Annotated in this window: 3 protein-coding genes (1 of these 3 only partly in view); 2 read left to right on the top strand and 1 reads right to left on the bottom strand. The window is 72.2% G+C overall.

Annotated elements, in window-relative coordinates; genetic code table 11:
- Nucleotides 1-16 precede the first annotated feature (16 nt).
- Nucleotides 17-517: a histidine phosphatase family protein gene (locus Q0Q23_RS07610; protein WP_295121644.1), complete on the top strand. Its 501-nt coding sequence runs from the start codon at nucleotides 17-19 to the stop codon at nucleotides 515-517.
- Nucleotides 518-594: 77 nt separating this feature from the next.
- Nucleotides 595-900: a hypothetical protein gene (locus Q0Q23_RS07605; protein ID WP_295121642.1), complete on the top strand. Its 306-nt coding sequence runs from the start codon at nucleotides 595-597 to the stop codon at nucleotides 898-900.
- Here Q0Q23_RS07605 and Q0Q23_RS07600 read toward each other — a convergent pair.
- Nucleotides 878-17,516, bottom strand: partial view of a hypothetical protein gene (locus Q0Q23_RS07600; RefSeq protein WP_295121639.1) — the 3' portion only. 14,042 nt of this gene lie beyond the right edge of the window; 16,639 of the gene's 30,681 nt are visible here — the last part of the coding sequence; the start codon falls outside the window, past its right edge — the gene reads right to left on this strand; the stop codon is at nucleotides 878-880. The genes Q0Q23_RS07605 and Q0Q23_RS07600 overlap by 23 nt on opposite strands.

Raw genomic sequence — 17,516 nt, 5'->3', positions numbered from 1 at the left:
GCGCCACACTGGCAGGGTGACCGACATCGAACGCACGCTCATCCTGCTGCGGCACGCGAAATCCGACTGGACGGGCTCCGTGCCGGACGTCGAGCGCCCGCTGGCCGACCGCGGCCGGGGCCAGGCGCCGCTCGCCGGGCGCTGGCTCGCGAGCCGCGCCGAACGGATCGACCTGGCCGTCGTGTCGCCGGCACGGCGCGCCCGCGAGACGTGGGAGCTGGTGGCCGCCGAGCTTCCCGTCGTGCCCCCGGCACGACCCGACGATCGCGTCTATGCGGCGTCCGCCGAGCATCTCCTGGAGGTCGTGCGCGACCTGCCGGAGGATGCGGGGACGGTCATCCTGGTCGGCCACAACCCGGGCATGGAGGAGCTGGCGTCGCTGCTGGCCGGCGACGAGGTCGTCATGCGGACCTCCGGCATCGCGCAGTTCGGTACGACGGGCCCGTGGTCGGAACTGGCCGCGGCGACGGCGACACTCCGCGCCGCCGGACGCTCCGACGGCCTGGCGCTGCGCTGATCGCGCCTCTCGCGCGCGACCGCTCGGGAGGCCTACCGTGAACCATGCTGTCAACACGCGACAGATTCGATGACATCGTGTCGACCTTCGTCGGCCGTCCCGGAGTCACACCTCCGGTGGCGGGCGCGCCGCGCCGGTTCGGCTCGGACGCCCTGCGCGTGGACGGCTCCGTGTTCTGCATGATCTCCAGCGGGGAGCGCTTCGTCGTGAAGCTGGCGGCCCAGCGGGTGGACGAGCTGATCGCCTCCGCCGTCGGGGAGCCGTTCCGGGCGGGAAAGAAGAGCCCGATGCGGCAATGGCTGGTGGTGACGGACACCGCTCCCGGCGTGTGGGAGGCGCTCGCTCAGGAGGCGTACGCGTTCACGGCAGCGGAGAGCCGCTAGTCCGCGCTGCCCGTCCCGCCCTGTCCCGGCGCGCGACTCCCACGAGGAGCCCGAGTCCCAGCAGGAGCAGCAGCGCTGCGCCGAGCGGCAGCATCCCGATCGACGAGCCGGTTGCGGCCAGCCCGCCGGTCGTACCGGTCGCCGTCGGGTGGCCGGCGCCACCCCCGGCTGGGACGACCGGTGCAGGCGGCCCCGGCGGCGTCGGCAGGGGCTGCGGCAGCGGCTCGTTCACATAGACGTTGCGCACGGTGGCCCGGTTGTACAGCGGGTCGGCGCTGACGGTCGAGGTGCTGATCGTCTCGACGACGAATCCGGGCGGGAAGGACAGCACACCCGGGTTGAGGCGCACGGTCACGGTCACCGGGCCCGTCTCGCCGGCCGCGAAGACCAGCACGACGCTGTCCGCGTAGGTGAGTCCGCCGTCGATGGAAATCTGGGCGTAAGGAGCGCCGCCGCCGTAGGACGCGGAGATCGTGAGGAAGACGGTCGCCGTCGGCGGCGTGGCCAGCTCGATCGTGTAGGTGTCGGTGAGCGGCCCGCCGGGCAGGACGACGGTGCGTCCGCCGGACTCGGTCACGATGACGACTCCGGCGCCCGGGACGGGGACCACCGGCGGGATGACGACGACAGGCGGCGGGTCCTCGCCGGGGAGGAGGAACGGCGTGGGGGTCGGGACGGCGCCGGAGAACAGGGACAGCGACGCGGCGGCTCTGAAGTTGCGCAGCGTGACCGTCAGCCCCTCGCCCTTCACCCCGTTGATGTTCGATACGAACTTCGACAGGGAGTCGAATCCGGTGACCCGCACGGTGCTCGCGCCCGCACCGCCGTCGAGGGACACCGGCCCGTCGGTGAGGTAGTCGGCGGTGTGGGGCTGGCGCGCGGCGGTGAGGAGGAACCGGTCGTTGCCGGTCCCGGCCTCCACTCGCAGCTCGGCGAGGTTGTGGTTGATGACGAAGGTGTCGTCTCCGGCCCCGCCGTAGATCGTCGTCGGGAAGCTGACGCCGTCGCTGAGCAGCCCGAGGGCGGTGGCGACCAGCGGGAACTGGTCCTCCGGGTGCACGGCCGGCGGGATGCGCGGAGCGTCGTAGAGCTGCCCGATGATGAACCGGTCGTCGCCGAGTCCGCCGTCGAGGGTGGTGATCGCGCTGTTGTCGTCGACCACGAAGGTGTCGTTCCCCGCGAAGCCGTTGACCGTGAGGCGGCTGTTGATGTGGTCGTCGTAGTTGATCCGCTCGGTGGCGACCAGGCCGTGCAGCAGCGCCACGAAGGCCGGCAGTTCGGCTCCGGGCTGATCGGGGATGATCGTCATGCCGCGGAGGAGGAACACATCGTTCGCGGCCGTCCCGTTGACGGTGAGCGTGTTCAGGCCGCCCCACGGTCCGGAGTTCAGCACGTTGAGCACGTAGTCGTGGTCGAGGGCGTCGGCGCCGCCCCAGGTGTCGACCGTGTAGCTGTTGCTGCCGGTCTGGCCGTCGAGGAGGAGGGTGTCGCGCACGGGCAGCCCGGCGTACGGATCCGTCGTGGTGTCGAGGTGGGTGCCGGTCATGGTCTGCAGGTGGTCGACCACGAACACGTCGTTGCCGTCGGATCCGGTGGCCGCCGCGGTCGCGGTCGCTCCGCCGTAGACGTTCGTCTGCCCGCCGAGGAAGGTGTGGTCGAAGAGGTAGGTGTCGACGCCGTTGCCGCCGAAGACGTTCGTGGGGTGCCCGGTGACCGTGCCCGCGAAGTGCATGGTCGACCCGACCGGGGCGAGCGGGTTCTGCAGGTACTCCCCCTGGATGGTGACCGTCGCGCCCTGGATGAGGCTGGTGACGGCGGTGTCGAGGTTGTCGCCGATGCGCAGGGTGACGTCTCCGAGGGCGACGATCCGGCCCTCGGCGAGGGTGATCGCCCCGTCCAGCGTGCTGCCCGCGCCGAGCAGCTCGAGGTCGGCGTCGGTGCGTCCGGTGGCGAACGGGACGGTCAGGCGCACGTCGCCGAACTGCGACTCGGCGCTGAGCACGCGGAGGGCGCCGGCCGTCTGGGTGACGTAGATGTCGCCGTTGGGCGCGCTTCCGGCCGGAAGGGCGGAGGTTCGGTCGGTGAGGGCGAAGAGCCGGCCGCCGTGCAGGGCGTCGGTGGCGACCTTCAGGTCGGAGGCGCCGGTGCCGGACGCCGTGCCGATCGAGCCGTTGTGCGCGATCAGGTCGATGTTCGTGCCGATGACCTCGGCGGTGGTGCCGTCCACATCGTTCTGGATGGAGCCGTCGTCGGCGATGAGTGCCACATCCCCGGTGAGCGAGTCGACGAGGCCGACGTAGAGCGCGCCGGAGGTCTGCGCCAGGTAGATGCCGTGCAGCGCGAGCGCGTAGACGTGTCCGCGTGCGGCGTTGGAGGAGCGCAGCTCGAGGTAGTTCACGGTCGGCGAGACGAAGCCGATGCCGCCGGTCGGAGCGAGCAGCGTGATGGTGTTGCCCGTGACGCGCGGCGCGGTGTCGTCGGCCGCGCCGACGTCGAAGATGGAGGCACCGAGGTCGGGGGCGATGAGCGTCACATCCCCGCCGGTGGAGGTGATGGTGCCGACCCGCAGATCGCCGATGGTCTCGGTGTCGGTGATCGAGCCGTCGGTGGAGAGGTCGATCTCGCCGATGCCGTCGCTGGTCGAGAACGGGATGGGCAGCTCGATGCCCGTGAACGTCGCATCCACGTCGGTGTGGGCGACGATGACGACGGTCGCGCCGGTCGCGGTGTGCCGCACTCCGATGTTCCGGCCGGCGCTGAGGTCGGAGAACACGTAGGTGCTCGGGAACGGGGTGTTGTCCGTGCCGAAGGCGACCAGCACCGGGTCGCTGTACCCGAAGACACCGTTGTCGGGGTGGAAGAACAGCTGGTACAGCCCCGAGAGCGCGGGAGTCTGCTGGTCGTTGACCTGGATGGCGTTCGCCCCGAACGCGGGCACGCCGTCGCCCTGCAGACTGTCGCCGAGGACGATGTCGATGTCGCGTCCGGCGTGGATGAGCGGCAGCGTCGGCGTGAACGCGCTCGGCGGCCCTCGCAGGATGGACGTGATGTCGAGCACGACATCCACCCGCGCGTCCGCGATCAGCGAGACGAACCGGGTCGGGTCGACGTCGTCGACCAGGTAGTCGCTCTGCACGAGGTAGACCGGGATGGGCACCCGCACACCGGTGGATGCGTCCAGCAGGCCGATGGTGCCGTCGTCGGCGAGGATGACGAGCGTGTTGGTGATGACGGCCGGCCGGTCGGGCCCGGCGAGGATGTCGCCGTGCTGGTTGTCGATGCGGGTCGACCCGATCGGGTTCGCGATGACGCCGTCGAGGACGAGCTGGTCGGTGCCGTTGCCGGAGACCACGTAGTTCTCGATGTCGACGGCCGTCGGGACGAAGATCGGCGCGCCGATCGTGAACAGGAACCCGGAGCTGATCTCGGTCGTGATGTCGACGGTCGCGGCCACCGCGGTGAGGTTCGCGACCGTGATCGCGTGCACGGTCATGGAACGGCTGGACGAGTTGTACAGTTTCACGAAGTCGAATGTGTTCTGGACGATGAACCTGCCGTCGGTGCCGACGATCGAACCCTGCGGCGCGCTGCCGCCCGCCTGCGAGCCGACGACGTTCGCGTAGAAGGTGGCGTGCGCTCCCCCGGCGTTGACGATGTCCTGTACGTCGATGATGCGGCCGGCCGGGATGAGGGAGCCCAGGCCGTACGTGTTGCCCAGGTCGTCCTTCACGACGACGCCGTAGAGCTTCACGATCCGGCCGGTCTCGTCCACCACGAGTTGCGGGTCGGCGGCGTGCAGGTAGACGGTCGCGTGCCATTGGATCAGGCGTTGCGCGTTCTCGTTGGTGCCGCCGTGGCTGCCGCCGCCGTCGAACGCCGCGCCGTCGGAGTCGGTCGGGCGGCTCCAGCCGGTGAGGTTCTCGAGCGCGTCGACCTCGAGGACCGCGGTGCGGATGACCGAGCCGAGGTCCGCGGTGACGGTGGAGGTGCCGTTGTAGCTGATGTTCGAGGTCGAGTTGGTGTCGCCGCCGAGGCAGCCGCAGTGGGCATCCGAGGAGGCGATCAGGGTGATCGTGTCGTTGACGGCGACCAGCGTGACCGACTCGTAGCCGACGATCTTCACGTCGTGCTCGAGGTGCACGAGCGTGTTGCTGGTGAGGTAGACATCCGCTTGGGCGTCGGACGCGGCACCGAGCGCCTTCGCGTGCGTGTGCGAGTTGTTGTGCGCGAACACGCTGTCGACGCTCGCCGTGACGTTCACGTTGTCGGCGGTGAGGTGCGCGAAGGGCTTCAGGTCGACCGTCGTGGTGATGCCGATGTTGAGGTCGCACTGCGGGCCGCCGCAGGTGCCGGCGTGTGCGGAGACTCCGAGGCCGCCGCCTTCCGCGTTCGTGCTGACGTTGCCGTTCGCCGCCGTGTGGGCCGTCACGGCGATGTCGTTCCCGGCCAGGATGGTGCCGGCGACCGTGGTCACCGTGCTGATGGTGAGGGTCGCCCCGGCGTACGAGCTGACGCCGGAGCCGAGGCCGCCCGCGTGCGACTGCGAGAGCGCTGTGGCCTGGCCGAAGGTGAGCGGGTCGATCGTCACGTCGGCGCCGGCGGTGAGCGCGGTGCCCGAGGCGATCGTGACGGTGGTCGTGGTGGTGGTGCTCGACTGGGCCGCGGCGCTGCCGATGGCGACCAGGCCGCCGCCGCCGTTGGCCGAGTCGGCGCTGACCCCGGCGTTGGAGGCGGTGGTGAGGACGATCGAGCCGCCGGCGGTGATCGTCGCGCCTTCGTCGATGGTGACCGTGACCGCGGCGGCCTCGGTCGCGGACGTGTTGGCGTGGCCCGAGCTGATGATGCCGCCGCCGGAGCCGTTGACGGTCGCGGTGGAGAGCTGGCCGCCGCCGGCGGTGCTGCCGGTGATCCCGACCGCGGAGAGGGTCTGGGTGCCCGATCCGACGCTGGTCAGGTCGATGACGAGCTGCTGGCTGCCGCCTCCGCCCGCACCGAGGTCGACGGGGGCCGGGGTGAACGTCCCGGGTCCGGTGATCCCGGTCCCGTCGAGAGCGATCGCCGTGCCGCCCGGGGTGGTGGCGAGCTGGAAGCCGGTGGAAGTCGCCCCGACGATGTAGTACCGGCCGCCGTCCTCGAGTCCGGTGATCGGCTGCTGACCCGGGGTGAAGAAGCGGTGGATGACCGCGCGTCCCGCATCCGAACGGTCCGGGGTGAGCGCGATGGGGGTCACCGGGATGGGGTTGTTGCTGCCGTCGACGCAGGTGCCGGTGGCGTCGCACAGGTTCGCGGCGAGGCGGATCTGGTTGCCGTTGAGCCTGATCACGTAGTAGGTGGCGCCGTTGACGAGGCCGCCGATCGGGTCGGTCGCCCCCTCGTAGACGACCGCCTGGCCGGTGGTGAAGCCGTTGTTCGGGATCGTGATGGTGTTGTCGTCCACGTAGGTGAGCGCCGGCGGGTTGCCGGAGATGATCGGCTTGAAGCTGCCGTCGACCGCCACTTCGACCTGGTCGGTGGTGAACGACTGGAGCGCGTTGCCGTTCGTGTAGGTGACGGCCTGACCGTCGCTGTAGCTGTTCCCCGCGGTGATCGTGTCGCCGCCTGTGACGTTCGAGCCGGTGGCGGTGACCGCTCCGGTCGGGGTGGACGGGTCGAACAGTTGGATGTCGGAGTCGTCGATCACGTGGACGCGGTACTGACGGCCCGACACGAGTCCGGGGACAGCGGTGCTGCCGCTCGGCACGATGTAGGTGACGAGGTCGCCCTCGTGCAGGTTGTGGCGGAGCGGGACGAAGTCGGCTCCCGTCCCGGTGCCGAACTGGATGGCGTCGGTCGCCGGGTCGATGGTGGCGGCGTCGAACAGCGAGCCGAGCTGGATCGCGTTCTGGTTCACCACGATGACGTTGTACTGCGCGTTGTTCGTGAGACCGCCGACCGGGGTGCCGCCGTTGGTCGTGTAGGTCACCGTGCCGCCGGTGGTGAACGAGTGCGGGGCGGTGAACGTGATCGTGTTGCTGCCGACGTCCACGCCGGTGGCGCCGTCGAAGTCGCTGTGGTTGAGGCTGGGCGGTGCTGTCGTGTTCTGCTGCGCGCTCAGCGTGACGGTGCCGCCGGCGTAGATGCGTGCGCTCTTGTTCACCAGGAGGGTGACGGTCGGCGAGTTGACGACCGTCGCGTTGTTGGAGTCGATGTTGAGCAGGATGCCCACCGAGTCGCTGAGCGCGGACGAGATCGACACCGGGTTGGAGGCGACCCCGATGGTGATGTCGCCGACGGTGACGATCGGCGCGTTCGCCGACCCGAAGTCGGTCTCGGCGGTGGTCTGGGTCGTGGCCGTCGCGCCGGCGTCGGAGATCGCGACGCCCGCTCCGCTGGTGTCGCTGATCAGGGCCGTCGTGGTGTCCACGGTGCTGGATTGCACGGTGATCGAGCGGGCGCCGGGAGTCGTCGCGGTCGCGCCGTGGGCGGCTCCGAGCATCGTCGCGAACGTCTGCGCCTGGTCGGTCGCAGCCGGCCGCGCGGACGACACCGTGCCGAGGCCGCCGTTGACGGATCCGCCCTTCGCCGTCGTCGTCCCGGTCGCGCTCGCGAGGACGACGACGGCCGCGCTCGGAGCGTTCAGCAGCGCGCTCTGCTCGATGGCGGCGGTGGTGACGACCGCGCTGGTGATGGTCGCGAGCGGCGACGAGGTGGTCGCGGCGATCGCGCCGTAGCTGCGCGCTCCGGCGGTCGTCGAGACGGTGTTGGTCGCGGTCGACTGCACGGTCAGCCCGGTCGCCAGCGTGAGGACGCCCCCGAAGCCCGCCGACGTCGCTGCGGCGATTCGCCCGGTCGGCACGCTGATCCCGAACTCGAACACCCCGCCGGACGCCGTGTCCGTCGTCGCGGTGACGGTGTTCGCCGCGGTGGCCGTGACGGCGCCGTCGCCGCTGGTGGCCAGTGCTCCGGTGCCGTAGTGGGCGGTGACGCCCGCCGAGGCGAGCAGTTCGGCATCCACCAGGGCCGCGGTGATTCCGGCCAGGCTGATGTTCAGCGAGTTCGCCAGGGCGGTGACGACGCTTGTCGCCGCCGCCGAGACGGTGGCGCCGGTCGACGCGAGCAGCGAGCCGTTCATCGTGGCCGACACCGGCGCGCCGATCGTCGCGCCGGTGAAGAAGACGCCGGCCGCGATGACGCCGCCCGCGGTGCTGCTCGCCTCCGCGTCCGCACTGTTGCCGCCCGGATTGAGCGCCGAGACGGTGAACTGGCCGGCCGCCGTGATGCGCGCGCCGGCGCCGACACCGGCGGCGATCGTGGCGCTCGGCGCGATGTCGGCGAGCACGACCACGCCGGTGACGCCGCCGATGCTGAAGTTGCTGACATCCGCGGTGGCCTTCGCCGTGTTGTGGCCGCTCGCCGAGACGGTGAAGGCGCCGGAGGTCGTGGTGCCGCCGTCGAACTGCGCGGTGGTGGCGGCCGCGACGTTCGCGACGGGCGACAGCCCGAGGAGCGCGATGCCGCCACCGGAGGTCCGGGTCGGCGTCGAGGTGGCGCTGTTCGCCGAACCGGCGTGGACGAGCACCGCACCCGCCCCGGCGTCGACGGTCGTGGCGGTGGAGTCGACCAGCGCCTGGACGCCCGCCGACGAGGTCACCTTCGCGACCGTGTCGCCGTACGACGCGGTGATCAGCCCGATGGAGACCACCGCGGAGGTCGCGGTCGCGGCGCTGGTCGCATCCGCGGTGACCGAGAGTCCCTGGCTGTGGACGGAGTCGGCCAGTTCGGCGCGGGTCTCGTCGGCGACCAGCGCGGTGGAGGCGTTCGCCGCTCCCGCGTACAGACCGATGCTGGCGGCATCGGTGCGGGTCGTCGCGCTGTTCGCACCGGTGGCGACGACCTGCACGGTGCCGTTGGAGGTGAGGCTGCCGCCGGTCGCGATGGCCACGACACCGGCGGTCGACTGGACCTCCGCGTCGACGAGCGCGAGCGTGACGGTGAGGAGCCCGAGGCCGGCGCTCGTGCTGGAGGCGTCGGCCGTGCTGTCCCCCGCCGCCTTCACGAGCACGGAGCCGGAGGCGAGGACCGGGGCGCGCAGTTCGGCCGTCGTGGCGCCCGCCAGCAGCGCGCTCGCGACGAACGCGCCGGCGCTGATGAGCCCGCCGCCGCCGCTGGTGACGGTCGCCTTCGCGTAGTCGCCGTGGCTGCCGTCCGAGACGATGGTCGCGGTGACCGACACCGCGCCGACGCTGCTGAGGCTCGCGGTCGAGCCGACGCTCGCGAGCACATCAGCGGCCTGGGTGACCGAGGCGAGAGCGCTGACGCCCTGGCCGCCGCCGAGCAGGCTGACCGTGACGACGAACGCGTCGGCGATCGCCTGGTTCTGGCCGCTCGCGGCGACCGTGATGGATCCGGAGGCGCTGACCACGCCGTCCAGGTGCGCCTCGGTGGCTCCGGTGACCGTCGCGATGGGCAGCAGGAGGCTGAAGCCGATCAGGCTGAGCGCCGCACTCGGGGTCTGGGCGCTCGCGTGGTTGGTGGATGCGGCGCTCACCGTCACCGCGCCTCCCGCGGAGACGCTCGACCCGCCGGCGAACCGCGCCGTCGTCGTGCGGTTCGTGATCGCCCGGGCGACGTTGATCCCGGAGGTGATCGCGCCGGTGGCGACGCTCAGCGTGGAGGTGGTCGGGGTGTTCACTCCCACCGCCGAGATGGACGCGCCGCCGCTCAGGGTGGCGTGCCCGCTGTAGGCCGCGGACGTGGCTCCGTCGATCGTGGCCACCGCCACGGCGCCCGAGATGCCGCCGCCGATCCCCGCCGCGACCGAGTACGCCTGCACCGGCGCCACGATGGTCGACTGCGCCCGCTCGACGATGCCGCCGGCCGGGGCCAGCGAGCCGATCGCGACGTTCCCGATGGTGGCCGTGGTGTCGCCGTCGATGGTCGCCACGGCGACGGAGGCTCCGGCGGCCACGGCGCCGATCGAGCCGCCGATCGAGAGCGGCGAGACGGTGCGGGTGGCGAGCGCCTCGACGTCGACGACACCGCCGGCGGTCGGGATGACCGCGCCGGAGTCGATGTGCGCGTTCTGCGTGGCGTGGCTGGTGATCAGCACGACCTGGCCGAACACGGCAACCAGGCCGCCGACGCCGGCGAAGCCGAGGCCGTCGTCCGTCTCGGTGAGTGCGGTGGCGACCCGGACGCCCCCGCCTGCGGTGACGCTGACGCCGGTCTGGATCGACGCCTCGACGTTGCTGGTGATCCGCGCGATCAGGATGGACCCGCCGACCGCGACGGCCCCGCCCGCGGCCGTTCCCGCGACGCCGGCGAAGCCGAGGTCCTCGGCCGCGCCGACGTTCAGGCCGCCGCCGATGACGATGACCGTGTTCGCGCCGATCGTGGCCACGGTCCCGGCGGCGACGCTGTTGCTGAACTCGCTGCTGACGATGTTCGAGCCGGGTGCCGCTGCGTGCACCGTCTGGTTGGCCGCGACCAGCGAGGGCTGCATCCGGCCGTTGGTGTTGTCGGAGGTGTTGTGCATGTTCGCGGTGCCGTCGAGGATGCCCTGGAAGCCGCCCTGCCCGGCGCCGTTGGCGTGGCCGCCCGCCTCCGTCGCCGCATCCGGGCTGCTCGAGGAGGTGTTCAGGGAGTCGGTCGAGCCCTCCCAGGTGCCGCTCGCGTCGCCGACCGGGTTCACGCCGGTGTTGTTGCTCGTGGCGCCATAGCGCTTGCCGTCGGAGCCGGTGACGACGTCCCCCTGCTTGTAGGCGGTCGAGCCCGACCAGGTGCCCCTGTCGGTGCCGTAGCTCCCCTCGTTGTACGACCCGGTCGGCTGGGTGCCGACGCCCCAGACCGAGACGGAGCCGGCCGCGCCGACGAACCCGCCCCCGACGCTGATCGCGTAGGTCTGGATCTGCTTGCTCGTCAGCGCGAAGAACGAGACGTCCTTCGCCGCGTGCACGGTGGCGTACGACCCGATGTAGGCCTGAGCCGTGACGTCGGCCACGCCGATGTCGATGCCGCCGGCGACACCGACGAAACCTGCCGCGAGGCCGCCGCCGATGGTGAAGGTGGTCACCAGGTCCGCCGCCGAGACGTTGATCGATTGGAGGGAGCCGGCGCCGGGCAGGAGGTCGATGCGCGTGCGGTTCAGCGCGTTGCTGTCGATGAAGGCGAGCGTCGTCGTGTGCACCAGCGTGACGTTGAGCGCTCCGGCCACCCCGACGAATCCGCCGCCGGCCGTGACGGCCATCCCGAACACGTTCTCGCTCGAGCCGGCCTGCACGGCCAGGCCGTGGAAGGCCGGGAGCACCCCGAACCCGGTGGCGCCGACCGTTCCGTCGAAGACGCCCGCGAGCGCGACGCCGGGCTGCTGCGCGAGCGCGTCGACGGAGCTGCCCGCGCCGACGAACGCCCGGGTGTCCTTGCTGAGGGAGGTGACCGCCACGCCGATGCCGACGCCGACGGCGCCGACGGCGAGACCACCGGAGACCACGGTCAGCTTCGAGGCATCGTGCGCCGCGATCAGGACGTTGTTGCCGGCGACGACGGTCACCCCGGCGCCGGTGTCGGCGTAGGTGTGCAGCGCGAGCACGATCACGGCCGCGACACCGGCGACCCCTACGGCTCCGCCCGCGGCGGCTGCGGCCACGGCGGTGACCCGGTCGGAGGCCGTGGCGGAGACGATCACGTCGCGCGCCGCATCCACCACCGCTCCCGCGCCGATGGTGCTGTCCGTGTTGACCGTGACGATGCCGACCGCGGCGTTGGCGCCGACGCCGACCGCTCCGGCGGCGACGGAGGCGGCGACCATGAGGAGCTGGAAGGCGTTGCCCGCGCCGACGATCACGCTCTGCGCCGACGACGCACCGGCGTTGCCGGTGTTGACTTGGGCGATCCGCCCGATCGAGGCGGAGGTGTTCGCCGTGACGATGTTGACGCTGCCGCTGACCGAGACCCCGACCGTGCCGAAGCCGGCCGCGACACCGTAGCCGCCGATGGTGTCGCTGTTGTTCGCCGTGACCGCGACCCCGCGGAAACCGGCGACGGTGTTCGGCGTCACGACGCTGATGCCGGTCACCGACGCTGCGTCGCCCGGAGGCTGGTCGCCCTGGCGGAGGATGCTGTGGGCGCGGTCGGCTCCGGCGGTCGCCGCGTCGAGCGTGATCGGCGTCTGGACGGCGCCGCTGCAGGTGCTGCCGGACGGGTCGGCCTGGCAGGCTGTGGCGGCGAGCTCAAACGAGTGCGGGCCGGTGACGATGGCGTAGTAGGTGCGCCCGTCCACCAGTCCCCCGATGGCGGTGCCGCCGCCCGCCCGGTAGACGACCGGATCGCCGGTGGCGAGGGTCAGGTCGTAGGGCAGCGTGATCACGTTGCCCGACACGTCCAGCGACGGGGTGAAGTACTGACCGGCCGCGACCGGCGCCGCGGCCCGGTCCGTCGGGAGGATGCGCTGCGATTCGCCGCCGCGCACCGGCTGCGTCAGCGCGATGATCGCGCCGCCCTGCGTGGCCGACAGCTGCACCTCGTGCGCCGAGATCACGTGGACGTAGTAGACGCCGCCCTGGGTGAGGCCGCCGATGGAGGCGCCGCCGCCGTTGTCGTACAGCACCTGCTGGCCCTCGGTGAAGCCGTGCGCGTAGCCGAGGTCGATCGTGCGACCGTCCGCTTCGATCGCCGTGGCCGGCGTGAACCGGGTGTCGACGGCCGTGACGGTGAAGCCTCCGGTGCCCGTCGTGATGCCCGCGCCGTTGCCCAGCGCGTTCACGATCGAGTTGTCGCCGATGAAGGCTGTCGTCGTCTTGGTCACCACGGGGACCGCGGCGGAGGCCCCGACGCCCACCTCCCCGCCGATCGCCAGGCTGCCCGCGATGACGCTCAGGGTGAGCTGCTCGTTCGCCGCGATGCGGGCGCTGCCGCCGGCCAGGATGGTGGTGCGGGAGGTCGCGCAGGCGGCGGCCGTGATCGTCCCGGCCGTGCACACCTCGCCGACGAACGCCTCGGTCACGATGGTGAAGACCGGCACCGCCGCGTTGAGTGCGACGCCGACGGCCCCGCCTGCGGAGGCGCCGGCCGAGATCGAGGTGACGTCCTCCTTCGAGGTGGCGTCGACGGTCACCGAGCCGTTCGCCGCCACGAGCACCTGCGGGGCGATCCAGGCCTGGGTGTCCTTGCTCAGCACCTCCACGTCCGCGCCCGCTCCGACTCCGGCGGAGCCGCCGACGGCGAGCTGCCCGGCGATGCCGCGGATGGTGGTCGTGTCGGTCGCGTACAGGGCGACGCCCTCGGTCGCGGAGGCGCCGGTGTTGACGCCGTTGACGGTGACACCGCGGTCGATGTGGGCGTGCGTGGTGTGGTTCAGCACATCCACCGTCGCCGAGCCCGCGACGCCGGCGGAGCCGCCGACCGAGCCGCCGACGGCGATCAGCTCGATGCTCGCGCTCTGCGTGGCGCCGATGGTCAGCCCGGTCGCCCCGTGCGCCCAGATGTCGTCGCCCGCGGCGATGTAGGCGTCCACGATGCTGCTGCGCGAGAGCACCGCCGACGAGATCCCGACACCCGCCGAGCCGCCGACGCTGATCTGCCCGGCGTACAGGCGGAACGAGCCGCCGTCGTCGGAGGCGAGAACGGTGACGTCGCCGCCCGCGTGTACCGTCGTGGAGCGTCCCGCGCCGCCGTCGATGTAGGCGCGCGTTCCCGGCGCGCTCGAGCCCGGGTTCAGCACGAGCACGATGATCGACCCGGTGACTCCGGCGCTCTGCGAGGCCGCCGCGCCGATCGCGATCTCGGTGTAGCTCTCCGGGTCGGTCGCCCGCAGGCTGACGCCTCCGCCGACCGTGGCGTTCACCGACGAGCCGAGGTAGGCCCGCACATCCTTGTTGATGACTCCGACGATGACGCTGATCCCGACGCCGACACTGCCGAGGCTCAGTCCCAGCGAGCCGGCGAGCTCGAACAGCCGGACGTCGTCGGAGGCGGCGATCGTGATCGACTGGCCGGGCGAGGAGGCGATGGTCTGGTTGATCGACGCGTGGTCGGCGATGTAGGCCTGCGTGGTCAGGTCGAAGACGTCGATGACGAAGGCGCCGCCGACCGCGACCCCGCTGGTGCCCGCACCGCCCGCGACGGCGACGCCGCTCACATCCGGCAGCTGCACGGCCGGGATGAGGCTGATGCCGAGCGGGACGATCGAGGCCGTCGCGCTCAGCGAGATGGCGCCGCCGGCGTCGATGACGGTCGGCTGCTGGGCGCTGGAGTCGATGTGGGCGAGCGTGCTGACCGCGAGCACGTTGACGACGATCGCCGCGCCGACGCCGGACCCGTCGAGCGACAGTCCGCCCGCACCGGCGATGGACTGCAGACCCATCGGGTCGCTCGCCGCGAGGACGAGCGCGCCGGCCGCGGCGAGACGCGATCCGGCGCCGACCACGGCCGTGTTCGCGAGCGTGAGCACCTGCACGCCGACCGAGCCGGCCACGCCGACATCCCCGGCGCCGCCCGCCGCCGAGATGCCCCAGACCGTGAAGTCGTTCTCCGCACCGGCCGCCGTGATGCCCTGGACCAGGATGCTGCCGCCGGCGATGGTCGCACCGGCGCCGATCGAGCCCGCGTTGGTCACCGTGGCGACGTTGAGCGCGATGCCCGCGCCGATGTTGTTGCTGTTGATCGCGGTGGAGGTCCCGACCGCCTTGGCGAGCGCATCCGTCGAGTTGACGGCGCTGACGCCGATCGCGCCCGCCGCCGTGATGGTCAGGCCCGCGGCGACGCTCGCGGTGTTGGTGTCGGTGACCACGTTCACGCTGACCGCGGCGCCCACGCCGACGCCCTGGCCCGAGGACTGGCCGGACTGGCCGCTCGATTCGGTGTTCGCGCCGCCGACCGCGCCGCCCGCGGAGGAACTACCGGTCGGCAGCAGACCCTCGTTGCCGCTGGTGCTCGGGGTGTTCTGCACCGCATCCTTCGACTGGCCGTCGGCGCTGCCCCCGGTGCCGGGTGTGGTGCCCTGCGCGCTCGCCGTGACGTCGGCGCTTCCGGAGGTGGTGGTCGTCGCGGTGAGGATGACGGAGGCGCCGGCGATGTTGCGCGCGGTGGCCGCGGTGGTGGTGACGAGGAGGACGTTCACCGCGATGATCGCGCCGACGGCCACGCTGCTGCTCGCCGCCTTCGCGTCGCCGGTGATCGACGCCGAGCCCGTGTGCGTCGCCGTGATCAGCACGGCGCCGGCGGCGGTGAGCCCGCCTGCGGCCGGGGTTCCGGCAGCGCTCGGCGTGCCGAGCCGCGCCGTGGTGACGGGCGTGACGATGTTGATGCCGACGGCCGGGCTGACCGCGACCGACGACCCGGCGGAACCCGCCGTGACCTGGTTGACGACCGGATCGGCGGAGGTGGCGCTCAGGGTCACGGCGCGGCCTCCGGTGAGGACGGCGCCGTCCTCGACCTCGGCCCGGGTCACGTTCGTCGTGAGCACGTTGATGGCGATGGACGCGCCGACTCCGACGGTGCCCCCGCCGCCGATCGACGCGTCGGCGAGCGCCTTCGCCGAGTCGGAGCGGAGGTTCTCCGCGATGAACGCGACGTCGCCCGTCCCGGCGGCCACCGTCGCGGTGCCCGGGATGAACGCCTCGGTCGTGTCGGTGACGATGTTCAGCGCGAGCGCGCCGGCGACGCCGATCTTCTTCGAGCCGGCCCCGGCATCCGCCTCGACTGTGAACGTGTGGGTGGAGTCGGCGCCGAGCGCGGTCATCGTCGCCTGCACCTGCAAGCCGTTGCCGGTGACGCGCGTGCGCTGGCCGAGGAACGAGCGGTTGGTGATGTGGACGAGGTTGAGCGCGACGGCGGCGCCGACGCCCACGTTCGCCGCCTTGACGGCGGTGCCGTCGGCCTTCACCGCGCCGTCGACGTTCTCCGAGCTCTTCAGGCTGACGACGCCGCCCGCGGTGAGGGCCAGGCCGTCCGGAAGGGTGGAGGTCGCGGTGACGTCGGCGATGTTCACCGCGATGGCGGCGGCCACCGAGACCTTGCCGTCGGAGCTGGCGGCCGACGGGCTGGCGCTGGCCGTCGATCCCGAACCGCCGTTCGCCGTGTCGGTGCCGATCGCATTGTCGCGCTCCTTCTGCGCCTGCCCGTCGACGCCTCCCGACGGCGCTCCGGCGTCGCCCTGCTGCGGGGCGCCGCTGGCCGAGGCGCTCGCGGTCGCGCCGTCGACCGACGAGCCGAAGGCGCCGAAAGCGATGCCACCCGCCGCCGTGATGTTGCGGCCGGTGGTGGACGTGACGGTGTGGGTGACGAGGGTGAGGGCGAGCCCGACGCCGATGGAGGCGCTGGAGCCGCCCGTCGCCACGGACCCGGCGCTCGTGGTGGCGCCCGCCGTCTGGCGCGCGATCGCGGAGAACGAGCCGGTCAGCACGATCGTGCCGTTCGCGGCGAGGGTGCCGATGCTCGCGCTGGTCCGGACGTTCGAGATCGTGACGGCGATGGCCGGCGAGACGTCGACCTTTCCGCCGGCGGCGCCCATCTTCGCGTCGGTGGTCGCGATGTCCCCCGCGGTGGCGCTCAGCGCGAAGTCGTGGGCCCCGATCACCGCGATGCCGTCATCGAGGAGTGCCACGGTGGTGTCGGTGATGAGGTTGAGGGCGACGGAGGCGCCGACGCCGACGTTCGTGGCGGTCACCCCGCCGGGGGTGGGCTCGGCGCTGACGGTGGAGGTCGCGTTGCTGGCCGCGGTGACCGCGACATCCCCTCCGGTCAGCGTCACGGTGCCCGAGAGCTCGGCGAGCGTCGCCTGGTTCACGATCGCAAGGGCGACGGATCCGGCGACCGAGATCTTGCCCTGCCCGGCGCCCGAGACGGCCTGCGCACCGTAGGTGGAGGTGGTGTCCGCCCCGTTGGGAGTCACCGTCGCCGAGACGGTGAGGGCGTGCGCGTGGATCGTGTCGCCGACCGGCAGGATCGCCTGGTCGGTGACATTCGCCAGGGTGATGGCGACCCCGGCGCCGATCGTGGCGGTCGCCCCGTGCGACGCGGAGCCGTCGGCCGCACTGGCCGCGTCGGTGTTCGCGCGCGAGGCAAGGGTGACGAGTCCGCCGGCGGTGAGGTCCAGGCCGGTGCGCTCCAGGGTGGCGCGGGCGACGATCGTGGCGAGGTCGATACCGACCGCTGCGGCGACGTTGACCTTGCCGTCGGAGGTGGATGCGCTCGGCGTCGACGCAGCACCGGAGGTTTTGCCGCCGTTCGCCGTCGAGGTCGCATCCGCGTTGTCGCGCTGCGTCTTGACCTGCTGATCGACCCCGTCACCGGCGCCGCCGCCTCCGCCGCTGCCGGACCCGGTCGCACCGTTCTCCGGAGCACCCGACGCGGATGCGGCGGCCGACGCGGACGAGCCGCTGATTCCGGAGGCGACCAGGGCGACGTCGCCGCCCGCGGTGATGCTGCGTGCGGTCGTGGCGGTGACGGTGTGGTTCGCGATCGTCAGCGCCAGTCCGACGCCGACCGCGGCCGTCGTGCCGCCGGAGACGACGGCTCCGGCCGTCGAGGCGGCACCGGCGACCTGCGCCGCGCTCGCCGAGAACGATCCGGTGAGGACGATCGCCGAGCCCAGGACGCCCAGCCGGGCCGAGGTCGTGACGTTCGACAGGGTGACGGCG

Origin of the sequence: uncultured Leifsonia sp., from assembly GCF_945957465.1 — a bacterium.
GTDB lineage: Bacteria > Actinomycetota > Actinomycetes > Actinomycetales > Microbacteriaceae > Leifsonia.
The sequence above is the reverse complement of the archived record's forward strand: the minus strand, read 5'-3'. Positions and strand labels throughout refer to the sequence as shown.